This window comes from Lysinibacillus sp. KCTC 33748, assembly GCF_002237755.1.
Lineage (GTDB): Bacteria > Bacillota > Bacilli > Bacillales_A > Planococcaceae > Lysinibacillus.
Genome location: NZ_MWSJ01000001.1, coordinates 193,722 through 217,349 on the forward strand (window position 1 = coordinate 193,722; position 23,628 = coordinate 217,349).

Annotated in this window: 15 protein-coding genes and 1 pseudogene; 13 read left to right on the plus strand and 3 right to left on the minus strand. The window is 35.4% G+C overall.

Annotation, left to right across the window (positions count from 1 at the left end; all coding sequences use genetic code 11):
- Positions 1-180 precede the first annotated feature (180 nt).
- Positions 181-756 carry a site-specific integrase gene (locus tag B1B04_RS00860; RefSeq protein WP_240518159.1) on the plus strand — a complete coding sequence of 192 codons (576 nt, stop codon included), beginning with the start codon at positions 181-183 and terminating at the stop codon, positions 754-756.
- A 428-nt stretch (positions 757-1,184) separates the two neighbouring features.
- Here the strand turns inward: B1B04_RS00860 and B1B04_RS00870 are convergent, their stop codons facing one another.
- Positions 1,185-2,021 carry a copper amine oxidase N-terminal domain-containing protein gene (locus B1B04_RS00870; RefSeq protein WP_079559445.1) on the minus strand — a complete coding sequence of 279 codons (837 nt, stop codon included), beginning with the start codon at positions 2,019-2,021 and terminating at the stop codon, positions 1,185-1,187.
- A gap of 554 nt (positions 2,022-2,575) precedes the next feature.
- Here B1B04_RS00870 and B1B04_RS26615 point away from each other — a divergent pair.
- The 8 genes and pseudogenes from B1B04_RS26615 to B1B04_RS00905 all read left to right on the plus strand — a co-directional run.
- Positions 2,576-2,662: pseudogene (locus B1B04_RS26615) on the plus strand (colicin E5-related ribonuclease); the annotation flags it as partial.
- A gap of 44 nt (positions 2,663-2,706) precedes the next feature.
- Positions 2,707-3,213: a hypothetical protein gene (locus B1B04_RS00875; protein ID WP_079559446.1), complete on the plus strand. Its 507-nt coding sequence runs from the start codon at positions 2,707-2,709 to the stop codon at positions 3,211-3,213.
- Positions 3,214-3,538: 325 nt separating this feature from the next.
- The gene (locus B1B04_RS00880; protein WP_079559447.1) at positions 3,539-3,721 is read left to right on the plus strand and encodes a hypothetical protein; all 183 of its coding nucleotides are present in this window, start codon (positions 3,539-3,541) and stop codon (positions 3,719-3,721) included.
- A gap of 481 nt (positions 3,722-4,202) precedes the next feature.
- The gene (locus tag B1B04_RS00885) at positions 4,203-4,523 is read left to right on the plus strand and encodes a hypothetical protein (RefSeq protein ID WP_079559448.1); all 321 of its coding nucleotides are present in this window, start codon (positions 4,203-4,205) and stop codon (positions 4,521-4,523) included.
- A 155-nt stretch (positions 4,524-4,678) separates the two neighbouring features.
- Positions 4,679-5,059: an Imm8 family immunity protein gene (locus tag B1B04_RS00890; protein WP_079559449.1), complete on the plus strand. Its 381-nt coding sequence runs from the start codon at positions 4,679-4,681 to the stop codon at positions 5,057-5,059.
- Between the two features lie 625 nt (positions 5,060-5,684).
- Positions 5,685-7,571, plus strand: a complete 1,887-nt coding sequence (locus B1B04_RS00895; protein WP_079559450.1) for a stalk domain-containing protein — start codon at positions 5,685-5,687, stop codon at positions 7,569-7,571.
- Positions 7,572-8,180: 609 nt separating this feature from the next.
- Complete coding sequence (locus B1B04_RS00900) at positions 8,181-10,058, plus strand: copper amine oxidase N-terminal domain-containing protein (protein ID WP_079559452.1); 1,878 nt, start codon at positions 8,181-8,183, stop codon at positions 10,056-10,058.
- Positions 10,059-10,130: 72 nt separating this feature from the next.
- Positions 10,131-12,626, plus strand: coding sequence for an S-layer homology domain-containing protein (locus B1B04_RS00905; protein WP_079559453.1), 2,496 nt, complete (start codon positions 10,131-10,133; stop codon positions 12,624-12,626).
- A gap of 616 nt (positions 12,627-13,242) precedes the next feature.
- Here B1B04_RS00905 and B1B04_RS00910 read toward each other — a convergent pair.
- Positions 13,243-14,496 carry an HlyD family secretion protein gene (locus B1B04_RS00910; protein ID WP_079559454.1) on the minus strand — a complete coding sequence of 418 codons (1,254 nt, stop codon included), beginning with the start codon at positions 14,494-14,496 and terminating at the stop codon, positions 13,243-13,245.
- Positions 14,496-15,173, minus strand: a complete 678-nt coding sequence (locus tag B1B04_RS00915) for a hypothetical protein (RefSeq protein WP_079559455.1) — start codon at positions 15,171-15,173, stop codon at positions 14,496-14,498. Before B1B04_RS00915 ends, B1B04_RS00910 begins: the two co-directional genes overlap by 1 nt.
- 316 nt (positions 15,174-15,489) lie before the next feature.
- On the opposite strand from B1B04_RS00915, the gene B1B04_RS00920 reads away from it, so the two are divergent.
- The 4 genes from B1B04_RS00920 (at position 15,490) to B1B04_RS00935 (ending at position 23,508) form a co-directional block, all read left to right on the plus strand.
- Positions 15,490-18,957 carry a hypothetical protein gene (locus tag B1B04_RS00920; protein WP_079559456.1) on the plus strand — a complete coding sequence of 1,156 codons (3,468 nt, stop codon included), beginning with the start codon at positions 15,490-15,492 and terminating at the stop codon, positions 18,955-18,957.
- A 192-nt stretch (positions 18,958-19,149) separates the two neighbouring features.
- Entirely contained in the window at positions 19,150-20,229 is a 1,080-nt protein-coding gene (locus tag B1B04_RS00925) for a CAP and S-layer homology domain-containing protein (RefSeq protein ID WP_079559457.1), read from the plus strand.
- A 222-nt stretch (positions 20,230-20,451) separates the two neighbouring features.
- The gene (locus B1B04_RS00930; RefSeq protein ID WP_079559458.1) at positions 20,452-21,366 is read left to right on the plus strand and encodes a C40 family peptidase; all 915 of its coding nucleotides are present in this window, start codon (positions 20,452-20,454) and stop codon (positions 21,364-21,366) included.
- Positions 21,367-21,585: 219 nt separating this feature from the next.
- Positions 21,586-23,508, plus strand: coding sequence for an N-acetylmuramoyl-L-alanine amidase (locus B1B04_RS00935; RefSeq protein ID WP_079559459.1), 1,923 nt, complete (start codon positions 21,586-21,588; stop codon positions 23,506-23,508).
- Positions 23,509-23,628: the final 120 nt, after the last annotated feature.

A 23,628-nucleotide genomic window follows, 5' to 3' on the forward strand; every position in this document is an offset into this window, starting at 1 on the left:
TGAACATTTAAACTTTTCCTTTTATATAACTATCCCATTTAAATTTATAGGTTTAAAAAATATAAATTTGGTAAATAACTATACTAATTTATTAACCTGAAAGGAGTTAGAAGACTAAAAGTGACACAGAAATACTGGGAAAGCACTCGAGAAGATATCCCGATATTAACAAGAAAAGTTATGAATGAATATTTATTGAGTTTAAAGTTGACTAATAAAGCAGAGGCCACTATTACAAAATATCGATGGATACTAGAGAGATTCTTTTCGGAGTGTTTAGTTTCTTTGGACGAGTTAACATCGGAGGATGTACTTACATGGTTGAATAAGTTTTCAGCTGGCAAAAATACGAAAACATTAAATCTCTTTTTATCTACTCTTTCTTCTTTTTTTCAATTTTGTCTAGAGGAAGAGTATTTAGAAAACATGGTAATGAAAACAAGGTGGAGACTTAAAATACCTCAAGGATTACCTAACTATTTAAATGAGCAAGAATATGCTCAGGTGAAATTGGCCGCAGAAAAATTACCTCTTCGTGATCGGGCGTTAATTCTTTTTCTATTTTCTTCAGGATGTAGGAGGGCAGAAGTCGCGAAACTTTGTATTGAAAATGTTAATTTGGATCGCAGAACAGCTGAAATACTAGGAAAAGGGAATAAATATAGACAAACACATTTTTCAGTGGAATGTGCCCTTGTTTTAAAAGAGTATTTACTAACTAGAACATATGAAAAAAGATTCTTTATTTATGAATAAATTTGGTGATCAGCTTCAATCGAACCGGCCGGACTTTAAAAATGCCTAAAAAAGAAAATAAAAAATAGCCCCTATCAGTCCATGTAAGAACTAATAGAGGCACTAACTAAGAAGTAAAGCCGATACTACAACTTGAATACCGATTAAGATAAATCATCATCGGTTTCTTGTAAATCCTGAAGTTCAAAAATAAAAAGTGCGTAAGGAACTGCCTCACCTTTAGCGAGGAACAATGCAAAGATTAACGATTTCATGGGTACAGTAGATTTTCTAAGAAACGATATCATAGCCCAAAAATATCGTGTTTTGCAACCAACGTTGTTAGAGTATTTTACTTGTATTATTGAAATTGAAACTCAGCAAAAATCAAATCATAAGCCATTTACATTCATTTTAAGAATTTACGATTTATGTTTATTTTCGTGGTATTATTTTGAATGATTTTTATTGATGATTTCTTGTACTGTAGTTTTAATATTGCGATCATATGTTATATCTTTAAAAGTACCCGTATATGTCTTTTTATGAGATTCTGTATTTACATCGAATAGTTCGATAGTGTATTCACCTGAAGCTTTACCATTAACAATAATTCCATCTAATTCCATATAGGCGTAATGCGGAGTAGCAAATCCTGTACCACCATTTGATACTCGAACTGTATGCTGAGAATAGAATTCTCGATTATTATCTAGGTATGAAGTAAAGATAAAATCACTTACAAGTTCACGTGAGGAATTAAATGGATCTTCCTGATCATAACGGTCTTCTGAAATAAGTTCTAAATTTTTAGTTTGTAGATTTACAAAATAGTATCTATCAGCACCTACATAAGTAGTAATAGAAACTGTTTTCGTTTGATTATTCCAATCAACCTTTGCACCAAGTGCTTCACTAATAAAACGAAGAGGTACTAGTGTTCTACCATTAATAATTTGTGGAGCAACGTCTAAAGCAATCTTTTGCCCGTTAATAGTGGCAATTTTGCTACCAATTACTAAACCAATTTTTTTTGTACCTCGGACAGCTGTAATAGATTTTGTTTTTGCATCCCATTGTACTGTTGATTCTAATTCTTCGAAAATCGTTCGCATTGGTACTAAAGTTCGGCCATTAATAGATATTGCACCTTGGTCAAATTGTATAATATCACCATCAATTTTTACCTTAATAGCAGGTGCTGCCTCTGCAGAAGGGGCAAATGAGAAGCTAATTAAACATAAAATAAGTGCTAGTGTAAGTCTAGATGTAATTTTTTTGATCACTATAAATCTCCTTTAGTCATAATTAAATTGGGTAAATAATAAATTGATTGTCAGCTAATAACGCTGATTTAAACCGACCGACCCTATCCCTTCTATCTGTGTAAGGTGTGAGCTTGTTTGAAAGGGGTGGTTTAATGAAGGACTTTTGATAGTCAGTTTTGAGGTGACTTGAAGCCTAATTCTACTGTTGGTTGTTGGTGCTTTTATTTGTCTTTGACAAGTGAGTGGGTTCTTTGCGGTTCCTTAACGCCTTGTAATTATTTCTTCTAAATCTTCGTTTATGTATCTAACCTTCCTCTAACGTTTATTGTATTTATTATATAAGTGTTCCTCAAGGATAAGTATTTTCCTGCGTTAGCATGATTTACCTATATAGTGCTGTAAGAAGCGCTTTTACCCTTAATCGTTTGTGCTTTGCGTATAATACTGGTATTAATATCGGATGGTCTATTTGTTTATTCGCTGAGTAGATAGTATTTATATTTATCGCTGATACGATAAATAAACCGTAAAAAACTGTTAAGGCAAAAAACAGATACACAGGTAATTCAGTAACTGTATACTATAAAAATAAAAATCATTATGTAGCAGTAGATAATGGTACTGGGGAAGTAATACAAGTTTCGAATTTAAATGATTAAAATTGGAAGTTTGTCCCTGATTTTTCAAAGTAAAAGGTGATGTTATGATAATAAAAAAAGAAGGTAAGATTAATGAAATAATCTATGAGAATACTACGTATCACAGTGGTAAATATAGTTTTTTTCCAATAATCACTAGCTTGAATAGAATTTTAGAAAAAATAATCGAATCAAAGTCTACGACGGAGTACATTAGAATAACTCCTTTTTACAGAAATGAAAGAGTGGACATGCAGATTGAATTTGAAGAGTATATGTTTTATATAGAATGTAGAGAAAATCTAAAGGAGAAAGAAGTGGAGAATCATCTACTTGATTGTTTAGATACGCATTATAAAACTATTACAATTAAGGAAATTGAAATGGGGAAAATACTCTATCCTTTATGTAAGTATGATGATGCAGAACAGTTTGGTTTTTCTTTAAAAAAATATCGTCAATATTTAGATGAACTTTTACCAGTGTTATTTGAAACTGCAAAAATAAAAATGCAACTAAAAGACGATGATTTAGCTTTTGGGTATTTTTGTTTTGAAGTTCATTCTGGATAGAGTTTGGTAAGTTATGAGTATTGAAGTTTTGATATATCATTTATTGACCTTGATTGCCTTAGTGCCTTTCAAGGTTTTTTCTTTAATCGAAGAAATAAAATATAATAGATCTTGGTAAAGATGCTGCTAAAAAGGTTTCAAATGCTATGAATAAAGGTTTTGTTAATAGTGGAAATGGCTTAAAAAAGGAAAAATGTTTTACCAGTATGAGATAAAAATTACGGTAAATATGATAACGCAAGAGTATATGGAAATATGGTTAAAAAGTCATGTCATATAGTCTTTACTTACTTTGAAAAAAACATTAATTAGGGAGGTTTCTATTATGCTAGACATAGATCAATTTAGAAATTTAATAGAACAATGGAAGATTGAGAAACAAACTATAGAACAATTTTTGATTCACTTTAATATTTATATGTATGAACAGGAAGAGGAATTCTATTCGTATTTTGAAGAATTTGTGCAAACAGACTTAAATTATTATATTAAAAAAATCTCACTCTAATTGAGAAACTTTCCTGAACTCGATTACAATCACTTGGTTTCATATTTATGTATTGAGTACAAGGGAGAGGTAGTAGGAGAATTTAAGTTATATTTTACTCTAAATGGAGAGGTTGATGATTTTGATTTAATTATGTATTAGTTTACTGATCTCCAGATGAGAAGTTAACATATTTTTGCCCTTGATAAGATATTTATCAAGGGCTTATTTTTAGTTTCGAATAACCCGGTGACCTAGTTGTGAAATAAATGGATACAAAATGGGAGTCATTGGTTTTTAAAAGCAGAAGACAAAATGATGCTAATTCGGGTTATTTTAATGCTCTTGATTAGCCTAGGAATTGTGGTATATGACGCCTATGCAATTAGAGTGAGTACAAGAATTAATGGACAATTTAGGGCTGATGGTATACTGAAAAACGGTGTTATCCCACGGACGAAAATTCAACCACATAAATACTAGAAAAGAGGAAGATGTTTATATGTCATGGACTCATATTGTATTAGAAGGCTATTGCTCTTTTGAGGAAAATGAAGGAGAAGAGATACCGAAATGTTGCAGTGAGAAACCGGGTATTTTAGGTTACCATTGTTTGCAGGATGCTGTTAGCAAAAATAACATTTGTCCTTATTTTAGTTTTAATTCAGCAAGATCTACATTAGTGTTAACAGATAAAAATGGAAAAGCAATTGAATTTGATAGTTTTTTTGGTGATTTAGATTTGTCAGAAAAAGATTGGTTAGTACAGGAGGAGCGCTGGATTAACAAATGGAGAAAAACAATAAAAAAAGAGAAGGAATAAAATATGATTTGTAGTATAAGGGGCGGTCATAAAGATTATTTTTGAATAGTGAAAGGCAAAAACGTAGATTTGAACTGCTCACTGTCAATAAGCAGCTATAAAAAAGACTAAGCAGAATGTCGAACTTGAATAATTTTTGATTTGGAGTGATTTTTTTGATAGTTCCTGTTTTGAAAAGAATTCTATTACGTGGTGAGCCTGAGATAGTAGATGATTTCGTACTCCCTGCAAGTGCAGATATAGGGACTGCTGATTCAGAGGGAGTTGAATATTTTTATTTTAGGATTATGACACCTAAAAGATTACTTTCAATTTTAGAAGAAGATAAGTTACTAGATGGCAGAGCAACTTTTTTGGTAAATGAACTTGATTTGACGTTGATAGAAAAAGAAATAAATTTAATTTTGGAAGATTGTATACGGCCAACTTGGGATGAGGTAGCTAAGGCTATTAATCGTCACCTGAATTGGGAATATGATAACATCCAATACGAAACGCTTGATGAGGCTATGGGAAAACTAAAAAAAGATACTTGATTTTAGAAGACCTTGGGGACGGCAATCCTCAAGGTCTTACTTTTACCCTCAAGTTGATTGTAGTGGAGACTGGGCGACTCCTTTGGAATCAGCAATAGGGGAACGAAGGCTAAAATCATCACATCCTGTGATAACGCCTTCGTGACCAACATCGTGCTGCTGCCGCTACGTTGCACTCACGCTTTCGCGCAAAAGACATCTGTTGGCCCGAGACCCTGCAGCGTAGCGGATGTTTTCTGTGCGAAAGCGTAGTGCTAACGTAGCGGTAGCACCAAAAGCGGCTCATCGGACGCCCCCAGGAAAGCGCCCAGTAGGAAAGAAAATCAACCACACGTTATGCTGAAGTGCTAAATTTCTTGAAAGCCAGTTTCTATGATTCCCCTTAATGATTCGTTCTTTTAGGTGAAAACTATAAGTAGAATGAACACACTTAAGAGATGAATAGAAGAAGTTCCTAGGGGCTTGGAAGACCCGTAAATCACCATGGAGCTTTTGCAGGAATGTTGCCTTAGGCTAACAGTACCTATTTCTACTTTTTTCAATAAGAATGCCACATTTTGGGCTTTTTTCGTGTTAATATGGTAAATAGTAGTTAGTAAATTTTTGTAGAAAAAAGGAGATAGGGATGTTAAACAAATTAAAGGCTTTATGTATGGTGGCAGCTCTTGTTTTTGCTTTCGTATTGTCTGGACAAACCTCTGCGTCAGCTGCTACTGACAAAGGAATTCAGATACGAAATAATGTTACGATTAATATCGATGGAGAAACGATTCAAATTAATGATCCCATTTTAGATAAAGCGGATCACCTTCTTTTACCTATGAGAGCCTTATATGAGGCGATTGGTGCAAGTGTTGACTGGAACAAAGAAACACTTACTGCATCAGCTAATCGAAATGGCAAAGTTATTAATTTAACAATTGATTCTATGACAGCCTTAGTAGATGGACAAGAGGTAGAGATGGATGTTGCGCCAATCATCTATAAAGATAGAATATATATGCCATTACGCTTTGTTACTGAAAACTTAGATGGAAATGTCAGCTGGGACCCTACTACGCAAACTGTTGATATTTTATTAGATGGTTCTTCAGAGAAACCTCAAGAAGATCCATATATCTTACATGTAAATAATAAGCGTATTGTAATGGATGATCCAATTATTACGAAAGAATCTAGAACCTATATTCCAGCGGATTATTTATCCGATTATTTAGATGATTCGGCAGGTAATTGGCTGCCAGATAAATCATTTGAATTACAAATTGCTGCGACAAGCTTTGTCTTCAAGGACGGTAGTAATAACATTTTGATCAACAATGAATCTGTAACAATAGAAGAAAAGCCATTTATTCAAAAAGGTAAAATGTACGTTCCTATTACTTTTGTTGTCAATACATTGGGAGGAAACCTACGTTATATTAGCGAAAAAAGAGAAATGTATATTTATGTTTATCGTTATATGTATACAAGTGAGTTCCTAGAAAAATCTTTTGGTACTACATCATATCCTCAACCTGTTCCTTCTGCTCGTTATGAAGGAGATCGTGATTTGATGGTCAGTGATAATCCAGAAAATTTAACACACAGTCTATTACCTAAATCAAATTCTACGCTTGCACAATATCAAGTTAAATCCACTTCAGCTACAAATAAGCATCGAGTATTTGGCTGGCATTTAAATAAGCTTGGAGCGGCAGTAAAGATTGGTATTACAATTGAAAATACTTCAAGCTCTGAAAGTATTAAGGTCAGCAGTTCTAAAGGGATTACGCAAATGACTGGGAATGACTGGTTTGGTCATGATATTGGTTTAACGCTTGCAGATGCAACGTTAAATGGAAAGCTTAAAAAATCTGATAGTACAGGTATTGTGATTGCACCAGGAGAAACAAAGCAGATTGAAACATACGAGTTGTTCGATAATTATGTCATTGGATTTTTACAGGACATCGATATTCAAGCTGTTAATGGTGGAAGTACGGACTATATGATTCGAACAGTATTAACGAAGAGTAATAGTGATTTAACAAAGATCAAAACAGACGCGGTGGCAATTGATGAATATGCGATGCATCCACGAGGTGCTTGGCCAAGTGCTACTATTCAAGCAGATCTTCCAGCATATACAGTAGATACACAAGAGGTAGGTTATAACGTTTCAAATGGACGAACAGATCATTTGCAAACGGCAGAAAATTCACTGTCACAAATCAATGGTGCAGTGGGGAATCCTGGTCACTTCGGTATGAACTATAAGGTAATGATTCCACTTATAAATGATTCAGGAAAAACAAAAACGATCAGGGTTAAGTTAACTGGTCGAGGTGGCTTATACAGTGGTGCAGTGAAGTTCAACGGCAAAGTTTACTTAGTGCCTTCGTTGCGAACAAGCTCAGAATATGTTGAGTTTGAATACAAGATGAAGCGTCCATCAGATAAGCTTGAATTAGAACTTATTCATGCAGGCGGAGCAAATCTTCCAGTAGCCATTTATGTAGAAACAAAATAATATAGTCCCTGGCACGAATGTTTTTCACAACATAACTTCGTGCCATACTTTTTAATTCGAAATGAAGAATATAAGAAAACTAGTACCAACTGCTGTAATATAAAAAGTCTATTCTAACATCTCCGAAACAAGCGAATATATTGGACGAGAACAATCGTGACGTAATGATTTCACCAATAAAGCATTTCCTCCAAATAATTTAAACTCCGTAATGTTCGTATTCCATTTTTCGTTTGGAGCATTTGCTTTAAATGGGCGATCTAAATGATTCGGTGCGATTTTACCAACTGTTCCTTTGCAAGATTTATATTTTTTCGAACAAGGCATTTTAAAGTAATAAGTGTCAGTTTCTAAGACGAGTGATTGTTAATTTTATGTTTCTTTCCCTATATATAGCTATACCTGTAAGGAAAGAATTAATGGACATTCAAGAGATTGAAAGAAGAAGTTCATAGGTGTTGGAAAAACCTAAGATTTCCATGCATCTTTTGCATGAATAGGGTTTAGGTTCCAGTACCCAATTCGACTTTTTTCGATTTAAGTACCACTTTTTGGACTTTTTTCATGTTAAGATACCCTATAGATTAATTATGGAAAAAGGAGTTTGAGATGTTTAATAAATTTAAGACAACATGTATGATTACCGCAGTTGCTTTGGCCACGATATTACCTGGACAAGCCTCTGCATCAGCAGCTAGTGACAAGATTCACATTAAGAATAATGTTTCTATTAATATCAATGGTGAGAAGCTCAAAGTGAATGATCCGGTTTTAAATAAATCTGATTATATCTTTTTACCTATGAGAGCTTTGTATGAGGCGGTTGGTGCTAGTGTGGACTGGAAGAAAGAAACACTTACTGCGTCAGCTATTCGAGATGGCAAGTCGGTTAATTTAACAGTAAATTCAAAGACTGCCTTAGTGGATGGACAAAAGGTGCCAATGGTTGTTGCACCATTTATGTATAAGGATCGCACTTACATGCCATTGCGTTTCGTTAGTGAAAATTTTGGTGGTAACGTGAACTGGAATCCTACTACACAAACTGTTGATATTTCCTTAACAGATGAGACTCAAGGAGACCCATATATTTTACATATTAATAACGAACGTATTGTAATGCAGGATCCAATTATCGTAAAGCAATCGAGAACCTATATTCCGGCTAATTATATATATGATAACTTAGAAGATTCTTCTGGCACATTGTTACCAGATAAATCGTTTGAATTGCAAATTGCGGGAACGAGCTTTCTTTTCAAGGAAAATAGTAACCAAGTTCTAGTAAATGATGAAGTTGTGACAATGGAAGAAAAACCATTTATGCAAAATGGAAAAATGTATGTTCCTGTTAGTTTTATTGTCAACACATTAGGCGGGAATTTACGTTATATCGAAAATAAAAGAGAATTGTACATTTATGTTTATCAATATATGTATACAAGCTCTTTCCTTGAAAAATCTTATGGTTCTACAGCAAGGCCTATAAATGTTCCTTCTGCTCGTTTAGAAGGAGATCGTGATTTATTGATAAGTGATAATCCAGAAACGTTAACGAGCAAGCTGATTCCTAACTCTAATGCTACACTTTCCCAATATCAAGTGAAAGCAACAGCAGCTACAAATAAACATCGAGTATTTGGCTGGCATTACAATACGTTAGGGACAGATGTACAAATCGGTATTACAGTTCAAAATACTTCTAGCACTGAAAGCATCCAAGTAATCGACTCTAAAGGGACTAGCCAACAAACGGGAAATAGCTGGGTTGGCCATGATATTGGGTTAACTATTGCTGATGCAACGTTTAATAATAAATTTAAAAAATCTAGCAGTAAAGGGATTGTCATCGCACCAGGAGAAACAAAGGTAATCGAATCATATGGTTTGCACCGTGATTATATCATTGGATTTTTACATGAGCTAGATATTCAAGCTGTCAATGGTGGGACTCCAGAGTATACGATTCGCACAGTATTAACAAAGAATAATAGTAATTTAACAAGCATTTTATCAGATCCTGTTCCGATTGATGTATCTGCGATGCACCCACGAGGTGCCTGGACGAACTCTACTATTCAAGCAGATCTTCCTGCTTATACAGTAGATTCACCAGAAGTAGGTTATAGCATTTCAAATGATCGAACAGACAATTTGCTAACAGCACAAAATTCACTGTCACAAATCAATGGTGCAATAGGGAATCCAGGTCATTTCGGAATGAACTATAAGGTGTCGATTCCACTTGTAAATCAAACAGGACAGACAAAAACGATCAAGCTTAAATTAGCTGGTCGAGGTGGCATCTATAGTGGTGCAGTAAAGGTCAATGGCAAAGTGTATCTAGTGCCTACATTGAGAGTAGGTACAGAATATGTTGAATTGCCAGATTACAAGATGAAGGGTTCATCTGAAACGATTGAGTTAGAATTCATGCATGCCGGCGGAGTAAATCTTCCCGTAGCTATTTATGTAGAAACAAAATAAATGAAGTCCCTGGCACGAATGAGTTTCACAACATGACTTCGTGCCATACTTTTTGATTCGGAGTTGAGAAAATTGGCAAAAAAACTAGTAACAATTGTTGTAGCATGTTTCGTTTTAATGCTAGCAGTAAATCCAAGCTATGCAAATGCAGCAGTTTTTGATAATAAAGTAAAAGAAGAGAAGAAAGAAATATCGCCGCAAGTAATGCACATACAGCAAACTTTTAATTCTAATTCTGTTCGTGAGTTTGTCAATGTTTTAGATGTTAATTTAAATAATACATATACAAAACTTGAAATCGGTGTTCCGAAACCGATTAACTCACTTTTAACAACGACGAATATGGCAAAGCAAAACACATATGATGGACATCGCGTTGTTGGTGCTGTCAATGCATCTTATTTTTTAGGAAATGGTATGCCTGCTAACTTGTTAGCTGAAAAGAATGAAATTATTAACTATGGTATTTTGGGAGATACATATGATAGTCCAACACAAAAGCCTGTTGCTTTTGGTCTATCAAAAACAGGGAAGGCAATCGCAGACTATTATTCTACGAATCTATCTTTTCAAGTAAATGGTAAAAGTTATCCGATTGATCTTATCAATACAGAAAGAAAGACAGATAAAATAGTATTATATACACCTGATAAACGTACAACAGGTACAAATAATTGGGGTATGGAAATTGTTGTCTCAAATGCTAGTCAAGATATGAAAGTATTACATTTCGGAGATCGCCTTTCTGGGACGGTTTCAAAGGTAACTGCGTACGGTGCAGAAGGGAATTCAACAGTTCCATCTGATGGCTTTGTTATTTCGGTGCAAAATAAAGAACTAGCAACTGAATTAAGCAGCCAAATAGCTGCGGGGACAAACATTGACGTAAATCTATCTATTGATGAAAAATGGATGGATGCTCAATTTATTTTAGCTGCAGGCCCTATGTTGGTTAAAAATGGCAAAGTGGAAATTTCTATGCCAACGAACTCTGGATTTGCTTCAACGCGCAGTCCTCGTACTGCGGTGGCAGTAGATGCAACTGGTACAAAAGTGTCTCTTGTAACAGTAGATGGTAGATTAAGTGATCATAGTAATGGTACTAATTTAACAGATTTAGCTTCTTATTTGATTTCACAGGGCGCTTCTTCAGCCATTAACCTTGATGGAGGCGGATCTACAGCGATGGTTGCTCGAAATCCGGGCGGCTATTATGCGAACCTTGTGAATAAACCTTCAGAAGGCAGCGAACGACGTGTGTCAGCCATTTTACAGGTTGTCAATACAGCGCCACCAGGGAAAGCAAAATCTATTACGTTAAACAATGTGAACCAAGTTATGAAAGGTTCATCCGTTGACATGAAAGTAGCTAGTGCTTACGATCAATACTTAAATCCTATGACAATCAACCCGTCTAAGATGAACTGGACGGTTGAGGGCAATATCGGTAAGATGGACGGTGCAACCTTCACAGCTACGCAAAAAGGGGAAGGCAAAATTATCGGTGAGTATGACGGTGTGCGAACATCGACAACTGTGAAAGTGGTTGATTTAGCAGAAAAACCTATTTTACTAGATAGCTTCGATAATGCTTCATCATGGACAGTGGAAGTTGCGAAAGCAAATGCATCAGTAACAAATTCTAAAGACTATGCTAGACAGGGAACGGCTAGCTTAAAGTTAAATTATGATTTTACAACAGCAGGATCTGATACGAAAGCAGCCTATATGGTAGCTAAATCACCGATTCCTCTTAATGGAAAGCCAAATAACATAGGCGTTTGGGTATTTGGCGATGGTGGAAAGCAATGGCTTCGTGGAGTACTTGTAGATGGTTCAGGAGCAAAACAGACAATTGATTTCACTAGCCAAGGCGGTATGGACTGGAATGGTTGGAAGTATGTCACTGCGAAAATCCCAAATGATGTGACACTACCATTGAAGTTCGAACGATTATACGTTGCACAGCCTACAGCCTCTCTTCAAAAGAAAGGTCAACTGTATTTCGATCAATTACAAGCTGTGTATCAAGACAATCATGAGGAATTAGTCTACACAGATGTAGCGAAAGGTTATTGGGCTTTCTCAGAAATCCAAAGCTTGTATAATAAATCTCTTATTAAAGGATACGAGAATGGAACATTTAAACCAGAAGCTTCCATTACACGTGCAGAGGCAGCTACTATTATTGCAAGGGCTCTTAATTTAACAACATCGAAAGAGTCGAACTTTAAAGATGTTAGCAAGGACCATTATGCATACAGCTCCATTGCTGCAGTAGAGCAAGCTGGGATTATTAAAGGGCAAGAAGTAGGGAAGTTCAACCCGAACGGAAAGCTTTCACGTGCTGAAATGTCGGCAATTTTAACAAGAGCTTTTAAATTAACAGGCTCAGGTAAAGTAAACTTTACAGATGTTAAATCGACGCATTGGGCGTATAGCGATATCCAAGCGCTTATAGCAAATAACTTAACAAGCGGCTTCCCAGATAATACATTCAGACCAAACTCACAAATTACGCGTGCAGAATTCTCAAGCTTCTTGAATAGATCCTTATCATTAAAATAATAAAAGCACAAATGACAAACCCCTGTAGGATTGAAAACTACAGGGGTTTGTGTTCTAGTATTTTGAGGGCTGACGTTTTGCTTCTGTACATATAACATTCATTGCAGAGCTACCAATTTATCACTATAAATTTACGCGGATGCAAGAAGATGAGCACTAAGTGAGGATTCACGCACAGTTTCGTGTGTGAATCTTTTTTTGCTCTTTGGCAGGTGGATGTCGATAAAAATTAAAAGTTGGGTGATAAAACGTGAAAGTTAGTCGATAAAATTCAAAAATTGGGCGATAAAACGTAAAAGTGTTTCGATAAAACTCAAAAGTTTGATGACATTTTGTTAAAACGTATGTCATGTGAAGTAGTTGATTGGAGTGGAGGCTGGGCGCCCCCAGGAAGCTTTGCTCTGTGCGAAAGCGAAGCGTCAGCAACAAAGCGCCCAGCCGGAACGGAAATCAACCCCTCGCTTTGGCGAAAAGTCATACTTTATTTAATAAGTCATTTAGTCTTTTTTATCATCACCAATGAAAAAATCCGCGTAGATTTCTGTGAGGAGAGCAAACCGTTGCTGCTCTTTTCATGCTCACAGAAATTGAAGCGGATTTTTTCATAGTATGTTATTTAGAAAACAATATATTTAACATAGTGTTTCCAATCTAATTTCTTGAAATGTTTCCATTGAATTTTCTCGACAGGCATTGTACGGAAAGCATAGGCTGTAAGATTACGTTGTTTATCGGATAGCATAGGTGTTCCTTCATCTAAACTGTCAGTAAAAATAGCTGACTGTGCAGTTTTAAAGTTAACATGAATATCCTTCATGTCGATTTTTCCATCCGGTCCAACAATGTATATTTTTTTACCTTTCTTTTTAGTAGCATGCACCCACGATTTATCTATTTTATAAGAATCAGATGCTTCGTTGACAATAATAGAGGCTTTGCCAGTAGTCGAAAATGGAATGTCCTCCATTGCTTCATCTTGTTGCAACACTACTTCATAATTCGTTGGTTGAGGTAAATCTGTTGTTTTTGCAAGTTCATTCCCCCAGATAGAAGAATCATCTGTTGCAATCGTTTGTTTTTCTAGTACAGTACCAGATAAGGAATCTTTCATATGTTTTACTTTAAAATCAACGGTTTGGCCTTCCGATACTTTTTGCCATTCATCTTCTGATAAATAGGCAAGCATCGTTTTTTCAGTAGAATAGATTTCAAATGTAACTGTCCCAGATTCTTCTTTAACGGCTGCAATAACACCGTCCACTGGGCTAACGACACCTTCGCGAGCCTGTATTTGTTCAATTTGTGCATCCATTAGCGCAATTTGACGATCTGTTTCGGCAATATGTCGATTCAAAAGGGCTATTGCTGTCGATGGTGAACTTTGCTGTCCTAGCTCCAATTGTAGTGTGACAGATAATGTGCCGTTTATTTGGTCCGTATTGACGGAGCTTTTCGGATCAGCATCATCATAATCATTCTCGATTTGAGAAAGCGAATCTTCTAAATCACTTCGTTCAGTTTCATAGGCTGCACGTTCTGCCTCAAGCTTTGTTAACTCATTATCAATTTCTTCTGTTTTAAAGGAAGCTAGTACATCATTAGGAGATACTTTTTGGCCACGCTTTACATTCACTGCGGATAAGCTTGTCGCATCGGCTGTAAGTGTGTATGTTTCAGCTGGTGCAACAATCGTTTCCTTTTTGACACGCTCTGTATTTGTACCTTTATAAGCTTTTTGAAATTCATCGATAAAGTAGGATCGTGTAATTTTGCTATCGTCTTTAAAGACAAAATAAGCATTTACGCCGACTAATAGCATTGTCAATACGATGGTCAAGCTTGTCCAAGGCTTTGATTTGATAAATGCCATTATCCTAACCCCCTAATAATCCATTCTTTAATTGGTAATACACTAATCAGACCAACAAATAAGGCCATGAATAATTGTATGCCGATAATTTTTACGACTAATATTTTTCTGCTCGCCTCTTCCTCCCATTTAGAAAGGAATGTGTACTGTACAACAATTGTTAGCATAGTCGCCACTGTCAATTGATTAAGTGAGAATAAGACATAATCCGTACTCATCATCTGCAATGCAAGAGGCGCTAATGAAAAGAATGAAAAGAGTGTTGTATAGCCGGTTAAGTAGAATACAACAAACAAGATAGTTTTTTCGATTAATAAAAATGTGACAACATATAATTGGACTTTTTTAATCCATGTATAGGGAATGTCCGTTAATAGATGTAAAAGGTAGGTAACACCGTAATAATGGAAGCAAAAATAGACAATAGCCCATAAAATGGCACCAAGCATCGAAAGGTAACGAGCCACGTAGTATTCATTATGTAAATCCATTGCGAACAATGTCGTTAAAGTTTCAGTACCCATCCCCCAATATTCACGAGCAGTAAATAACAGAATGAATAAGATGAAAACCGTTAACGAACGTCTTTTGTATCCAATAATCTCACCTTCTTCTACAATTTTAGTAAAGTAGGTTGGATTTTTTAAGCTATGCCAAAATTTATAACGGTAAAACATATACAGTTTCCTCTCTTCCAAAATAGTAAATATCAAAGTTGTAGTATACACCTTGTTAAACGATATTGACATATAAAAACAGCTGTTTTTTTTCAATAATTTCGACAAAAAAACACTATGAAAAACTACATGTCGAATGATGGGAAAACATCATATAAAACTATTGTATAGTATAATAGAAAAAACTTCCTGTATTTCTATCAAGTTATTATAAAAAATTACTTTTGATACGCTTAATAGTGTAAATAATGGCTTGAAATCACATGAATTTCACCGATACAAAAGTAATGAATCGAAAAATGAAAGGGTGGTTCGATTGAATCGAAAATTGACAGCGGGAGTTATAACGAGTCTATTACTGGCACCAACAGCTATAGCGAATGCGCAAGAAAATAATGATGCACAGTCTCGCGTATTAACGCAAACAGAGCAAGTTGCCAACGTTAACGGAGTAGCTGCCGCAACGACAAAAGAACAAATAATTGCACAATTTGCAAAGCTTTCCGAGAAATCGACAGCGGATGAAATGGTTATTGCGAAGGGTGATGTAGAAAATCTAAGTACGACAGATTTTAATAACGATGAGATTGCATTTATTCAAGCGAAGTATGAATATGTTGTCGGGCAACGCCAACAATTAGAGAAATTACAGGAAATAGGAAAGAACATTAATGCATTAACATATACAAGTAAGTCATTTATAAAGGATGTTGCAGCTGTTGAAGGTACCTATGAAACATTTTTAAGTTCCTATCTAAGTGTTCAAAGTAAATTCGAAACAGCTTTCAAATTAGCAAATTCAAATGGAGCTAGCAGTATTGCTTCGACTATTCGCGGCACATCCTTACAATATGGCTATACTGATGCAGAACGCGATACTTATTTTAAAACAAAGGGCGCAGATATTGCGAAGTTGACTAATTTAAAAGGAGATGCAACTGCTGTACTACCAGCCACTAAAGCACTAGAGGATTTAGTAGAGTTATTAAAGAACGACCCAAATAACTATACAGCCATTTCTGCAGAGCTAGAAAAAGTTACGACAGCTTATAATCCACTAACAGCGAATCAAAAGAAAGTGGTCGTAGCCCATAATCCAAACAACGATTCTGTAACACCTTATAAAAAGTATACGGATGCCTTATCAAATCTGTCTTCGGCTAATAAAGCAGTGCTAAGCGTGGAAAAATTAATCGACGGCTTAGACCCTAAATCTTCTACTTTCGAAAGCAAAACACTTGCTGCCCAAGCTGCCTATGACAAGCTTGGAGAGAGTGAAAAGGCATTAGTGAAAAATAGCGATAAATTAAAGTTGTTTTTCCAATATGCTGATTTATCGAAACAAGTAAATGCACTAAACTCATCTATGAAGGATTACAAAGCACAACTAGAGGCATTACGAACTAAAGTAACTGCGTTAGATGTTGGGAATAGTAGCGATGCAGCAGCGTTAAATGAAATTAAAAACAAGCTTGAGACTAAATTGTCGCAACTTGCAAATGAAGAACTAGCAGTAGCAGCTGTTATTAGTCAAATTGATAATTTAAGTAAGTCTAATAATTTAGTAGTTGATATGCTAAAAGCACGCTCCGACTATAATGCACTTCCATCAGCATCTAAAAAACTTGTGACAAACATTAAAATCCTAACAGATTTAGAGAAATCACATAAGGCAGTCGTCAATGTTATTGATCAATTTGAAAAGTTAGAAAAGTTAGATCCAACATCTAAAAGTTATATTTCAAAGGCGAAATCTGCTTATACAGCTTACGCAAAGTTGGACGAGACAAAACAAGGGTATGTAAGAAATCATAATAATTTAAGTGATAAGGTTGCTGTAATAGAAGTGATTGTGCAAATAAACGCCTTAAATCCATCTCAAAAGACATATAAAGACAATGTAGCGAAAGCAAATAGCGCGTTTAATAATTTGGCTGAAGCCCTTAAATCGCAGGTAGTCAATAGTGGTGAATTAACAAAAGCACAGGGCTATATCGATACAGCCAAGGCATTTGATGATCGTGTTTTAGCATTAGCGAATGAAAATCCTGATACTTTTGTCGCGAAGGTAGCTGCATTATCTGCAGAGTACAAAACAATGGATAAAAATGCGAAGAAACTAGTAGAGCAGGCAAAAGCTTTAACTACTTACGAAAAAAATAATAAGGCTGTTATTAAGGTTATTCAAATGATCGATGCCTTAAATCCAACAAGTAAGGATTACACGAAAAAAGTACTCGCTGCGCGTAAGGCTTATAATGCACTAGATACAGTATCACAAAAACGTGTGACGAACTATACGAATCTAACTGCAGTTGAAGATGTGGCTTCATTGATTGGCCTCATTGCAACATTAAAGCCATCAAGCAAGACATTTTACCAAGATATGAAAACAGCACGAGAGATGTACGATGCACTACCTAAAGAGAAGCAACAAGTAATCATTAATTATGATGCACTTGTAGCAGCAGAAAATGAGTATGGAGTAGCACAAAAAGTTGTCGAGCTTATTGATTTAACGAAACAACAAGATGGCGACTATTTAACGAAGCTCCTGGATGCACGTGTAGCGTATGATCAGCTAACTTCGAATCAAAAGAAATTAGTCACTAATATTAAAGAATTAACAGCACGTGAAAAAGAGGTAAAACCTATTTTAAATGTGATGCTGCAAATTAATAATTTGGATCCGGAATCCAATAATTTTGTCAGCAAGGTCAATTCTGCGCGTAAGGCGTATGATAATTTAAATAAAGATCAGAAAAAATATATTAATAATATCGATATTCTACAAAACTATGAGCCTGTATCTCAGGTGATTGAATTAATTAATAAACTGAAATCTTCAAGTAGTACATATCTTGAGGATACAGTTCGGGCACGTGCGCTTTATGACGCGCTAGCGGCAGATAAGAAGCAATATGTAACAAACTATTATTTATTACAAGCAGCAGAAACAAGTATTTTAGGTGCTGGTAATGTTATGCAGATGATTAATGATTTGCCGTCTGTAGATCCGAAGCAATATGTGAAACGTATTCAGGAAATTCGTGCAGCTTATAACGCTTTACCAAAGGATCAACAAAGAGCCGTACAAAATTACAAAGTGTTACAAGATCAAGAGAAGCTTTTAAAGCCTGTTATTAGTGTTGTCGAGGATATTGATCGACTACTTACGGCCAAAGACATGAATAGTCAATATCAAAAAATCTTAAAAGCCTATGATAAGCTAAATGCCGAGCAAAGACGTTACGTCTATAATGATGATCTATTATTATCATTAGATAACGTAATAAAAGTATATAAGAACATTGCTAATTTAAATCCAAAGGACAAGTTTTACTTTGGTATGGTGGAAGCAGTACGAAAAGAGTACGATAGCTTAAATACGACAGATAAGCAAAGGATTACGAATTATTCGATCTTGTTAGAAGCGGAGAAAAGTATGGCCGATGTAAAGAAAGTCGTTGAATTAATAGCTAGCCTTTCACCAACCTCTTCAACGTATTTAGAAGATGTAGCGAATGCAGTTGCAGCCTATAAAGCGTTAGACTCGAAATTAAGAGCGCAAGTCATCAATGAGGACGTATTAAAGAAAGCTGAAAAGGATGTAGAGGCTGTTCAAAAAGTAGTTCAAGCCATCTCTGTTATTGATCCAGACAACACGTCATTTGAGAAAAAGGTGTTAGCTGCTCAAAAACTATATAACTCACTTTCACTGGAGCAGCAGGATTTAGTATATAACTACCGCATTCTAGAAGAATATTTAAAAATGATCGAATAGAAATAACAAGAAGGAGTTTTCCCAATGCATATTTTGGGGAGACTCCTTCTATACTATAGAAAACAATTTAAAAAGCTATGAAATTTCCAAAAAAAGTGAAACCTTATCAATCAAGAAATCGTATGTAATAGGGAGTTTTATTTCCGTGTTTGAGGGGTATAATTTAAAATAATTTAAATATAGGAGGTAGCCATGTTTAAAAGGGTGATAAGTATATTGGTACTTTCAATTGTTTTACAAGCTACAACTATTGGAAATTTATCTGGGATTAGTAAGGCGGACGCAGCATCCAACATAGCTGTTGATGTGTCTAGTTCATACTGGGCAGGCTCGTCGATTCAACATATGCTGTCGAAGCAATATATGACTACATATACTGACAATACATTTAAGCCGGAGCAAGCTATTACGAGGGCAGAGGCTGCATCTGCAATTGCTCGGTCTATTCAAACAAACAAAGATACTTCGATTTCACTACACTTTAAAGATGTTCCTGCTACACATCCGTATTACAAGGAAATTCAAAAACTTGTAGGCTTAGGGGTTTTACAAAATAGTGATGCCTTTCATCCAAATGAGCCTTTAAAGCGTTCGGAAGTTGCAAAAATGCTAGCACTAGCCTATCAGTTTAAAGTGGATGGTAAAAATAAAAGCAAATTTGATGATGTTTCTCCAACACACTGGGCAAAAAACTATATTGAATCACTAACAGACATAGGAATTATTGGCGGAATAGATGCTAAGCATTTTGCACCCAACAAGTTAGTGACACGGGCTCAAACAGCAGTTTTTGTTGAACGTAGCATAAATTTTCAGCAAAAAGTAAAGAAGCTTGAAGTGGCTTATGATTATTTAGCAAAGGATTATATACCAACAATAAATCTTTCGACAGCTTGGTCAAAAGAGGTCATTCGGTTAATCAATGTGGAACGGGAAGAGAACCAACTAGCACCTGTTGTCTATGATTCGGAACTGACACAAATCGCAATTATAAAAGCCCAGGACATGGTTAAGCGCAATTATTTTGAACATATTTCTCCTTATTATGGTGCTCCTTGGGATTTAGCGACATTATTTGATTATTCTTACACGAGCTTTGGCGAGAATATTGCAAGGTATTTCATATCGCCCGAAACCGTTGTAAAAGGATGGATGACTTCTCCTGACCATCGAGATAATATTATGAAGGAGCATTATACAAATACAGGTGTTGCGGTTACACAGGACCGCCAAGGAAATTATTATTGGGTTCAACTATTTTCGAGTAAATAAATGGTTATGTAACAAAGAGTTGCTAATGTTACATTTATGTTACGAGTGTTATAAATAACCAATAAAATTTTTCCATTTTTAACGCTGATGATGCCAAAAAACGTTGGTATATCAGCGTTTTTGTTTATTCCGGAAATCGTTACACAATTGAAAAATTAAAATACCTCCTTTTATGATAGTCTATGTATAGGCAAAAAAGTTTAGAGGGGGTATAACAAAAGTATGAAGAAAAAATGGTTATTACCGATTTTTGCATCTTTCATGTTATTTACTACAACTCATATAGATTCAGCTGAAGCAGCGACTAAAACTGAAGTCACTGATACAGCTTCTAAATATTTAGGCATTCCATATAAATACGGTGGGACAACTACAAGCGGTTTTGATTGCTCTGGCTTTACTTCTCAAGTATTTGCAGATTTAGGCATCACATTAAACCGCACATCAGGCGCTCAATATCAACAAGGGACAGCAGTTGCTAAAAGTGATCTTCAAGTTGGAGATTTACTATTTTTCAATACAAGTGGCAAAGGTGTCTCACATGTATCTATATACATAGGTGACGGTAAAATGATCCACTCTCAAACTAACCAAGGTGTTAGTTATTCGAACGTAAATGATCCATATTATTGGGGTTCTCGCTACATTGGCGCTAAACGAGTTGCTACATTTGACGAAGAACAACAAGCTGAAGTAAAGAAAGTAGCAATTGATTTTACAGTATATGCTTCACGTGCGGAAGCTGCTTCACAAATTGCGAAAGCTTTAAACTTAGATACATCTGACAAAAATAGTGGTTTTGTCGATATAAAACCAACATATGAGCATGCAGGTGCTATTGCAGCTGTTGCAAAATTAGGTATTTTTGAAGGTGATGCAAGTGGTAAATTCAATCCATCTTCACCAATTACTCGCGCACAAATTGCGAAAGTATTAGTTATAGCGTTCGGACTTGAGAATGCTGGTCAAGAAGTAACATTTAGTGATGTACCACAAGATAGCTGGGCTAATCAATATGTTTCTATTCTTGCATCGAACGGTGTTACTAATGGAGATGGCAATGGCAGCTTTGGTATGGATGAATTACTAAAAATTAAAGAGCTAAAAATGTTTATTGAAAGATTACAATCTAGATAATATTTTCATTGATGCATTGATTGCAAGAAAAGATCTTTTAAATAGCTTATAATTAGAGGAGAGTTTGCAATTGCAGACTCTTCTATTTTTATGATAATTCCACTGAAAAGGAAGTGATTGGAAAAAATAAACATGAAAAGTGCTGTCGGATGATGATTTATTTAGTTAATTTTGTTAAAATGAATACGTTAAGAGAACAGGAAGGGAGGAAATAAGACATTGAATCTTAAAAAAAGTAGTCTTATTTTGTTGTGCGTCTTATTCATTTCAGCTTCTATGTTTACTATACATAGTGATAGTGTAATGGCAGATACAACTACAAATGTAACATTTGCAGATATCTCCAAAAATCACGAAGCTTATGAAGAAATCAATTATTTAGTGAGCTTGGGTGTTATCCAAGGATATTTTGTAAATGGGAAAAGAGTCTTTGGTCCAAATGATTCTGTAACACGTGAACAAGTGGCAAAAATGGTTGTCGTTGCCTCTGGTAATAAACCATTAGTCGTAAACAAATCAAGTTTTTCGGATGTAACAGTAGGTACTGAAATGTCAGGTTATATCGAAAGAGCTGTGCAATTAGGGTTCTTTTCAACGAATACACAAGGCAAGTTCTTACCAAAAAAGGCTATTACTCGTGATGAAATGAGCCATGTATTAACAAAGGCATTTAACTTAGACACAAGTGAATATGAAAACTTAGATTCACCATTTGCTGACGTAAGTATTACACACCCTTACGTTAAGTATGTAAATACAATTTACTATAATGGTATTACAAATGGTAGTGGTAAAAATTATTTACCGAATAATACCGTTACACGTGCACACTTTTCATTATTTGTAGCACGTGCAAAAAATGAGAAATTCCGTTTAGAGCTACCTGTAAAAGGATCATCTGTACCTGATACAAAAGAGGTTATTGGGCTAGTCAAAGTAACGACAGATGGTCTAAATATCCGCAAAACAGCGGATAGTTCATCAAATACTAACATTGTTGGTACAGTTAATAAAGGCGGCAAACTATCAGTTTATGAAGTTCAGGGCAAATGGCTAAAGGTATCATATAAAGGTGCATATGCTTATCTTTATAAAGATTATGCACAATTTTTAGATGCAGATGGCAATGAGTTAGGGGCTGTCCAAAAAGAAGTGACATCTAATGGGGCTATTAACTTATATGTCAAACCAACTTCTTCAGCAAAAATCATTCAACCTATTAAAGCGAATGTAAAATTACCAGTTTATAAGACTGCTGGCGGTTATCATTTAACGCAAGTGAATGGTTTACCAGGTTACATTGTAGCGAACAGCACAACAGAAACGGGTAAAGACGAACAACCTGATCCAACACCACCTACAACACCACCTACAGCTTCAGGTGATGTATTAGGACGAGCAACTGTTGGAAACCTAAATGTCCGTAGTGAAGCAAATGCAACTTCTACAGTGCTATTTAAGCTTAACAAGGGCGACTCTGTTAAAGTTAACGGAATTAATGGTTATTGGGCAAACATCGAATACAATGGTAAAGCTGGTTATGTCCATAAATCGTATATAAAATTATTAAATCAAAATGGCAAACCGTTGCAAAATCGTATTATTATCCTAGATCCAGGTCATGGTGGTAAGGATCCAGGGACAGTACTAGGTTCTTTCTCTGAAAAGAACATTACATTAAAAGTGAGCACACTAGTTAAGCAAAAGCTTGAGAATGCTGGTGCAAAAGTGTACATGACTCGTACTGCTGATACGTATCCAACTTTACAAGATCGAGTAAACTTTACAAGTGCAAACTTTGGTGAGATTTTCGTGAGTGTGCATGTAAACTCTGCTTCCAGTACATCAGCATCAGGTACTGAAACATATTATGCTGCTTCAGCTGGAGATATGTATCAGGAGGATATAGAGTTAGGCACTTTTGTAAATAATCAAATTGTCAACAATTTAAATATGAAGAATCGTGGCGTTAAGCAATATCCATACTATGTCATTAATAATATGAGTATCCCATCCATTTTAGTGGAACTTGGCTTCTTAACAAATGACGGGGATCGCCAAAAAATGACAACTGATGAATACGTAAATAAATTTGCAGATTCTATCTATAACGGAATTGAGCAATACTACAAAAAGCAATAATTGATCAACATAGAAACTGTCCCAAAGTGATTAACTCACTTTTGGGGCAGTTTTTTATTGTTAAGGAAAGGTAGGGCGTGATATGAAAGTAGTCTTTATCCCTGGCATAGTTGATATATG

Coding starts and splice junctions, on each gene's coding strand:
- B1B04_RS00895 (WP_079559450.1), top strand. CDS start 5,685: ATGTTAAACAAATTAAAGGCTTTATGTATGGTGGCAGCTCTTGTTTTT.
- B1B04_RS00925 (WP_079559457.1), top strand. CDS start 19,150: ATGTTTAAAAGGGTGATAAGTATATTGGTACTTTCAATTGTTTTACAA.
- B1B04_RS00900 (WP_079559452.1), top strand. CDS start 8,181: ATGTTTAATAAATTTAAGACAACATGTATGATTACCGCAGTTGCTTTG.
- B1B04_RS00915 (WP_079559455.1), bottom strand. CDS start 15,173: ATGTTTTACCGTTATAAATTTTGGCATAGCTTAAAAAATCCAACCTAC.
- B1B04_RS00885 (WP_079559448.1), top strand. CDS start 4,203: ATGTCATGGACTCATATTGTATTAGAAGGCTATTGCTCTTTTGAGGAA.
- B1B04_RS00930 (WP_079559458.1), top strand. CDS start 20,452: ATGAAGAAAAAATGGTTATTACCGATTTTTGCATCTTTCATGTTATTT.
- B1B04_RS00875 (WP_079559446.1), top strand. CDS start 2,707: ATGATAATAAAAAAAGAAGGTAAGATTAATGAAATAATCTATGAGAAT.
- B1B04_RS00880 (WP_079559447.1), top strand. CDS start 3,539: ATGCTAGACATAGATCAATTTAGAAATTTAATAGAACAATGGAAGATT.
- B1B04_RS00910 (WP_079559454.1), bottom strand. CDS start 14,496: ATGGCATTTATCAAATCAAAGCCTTGGACAAGCTTGACCATCGTATTG.
- B1B04_RS00860 (WP_240518159.1), top strand. CDS start 181: ATGAATGAATATTTATTGAGTTTAAAGTTGACTAATAAAGCAGAGGCC.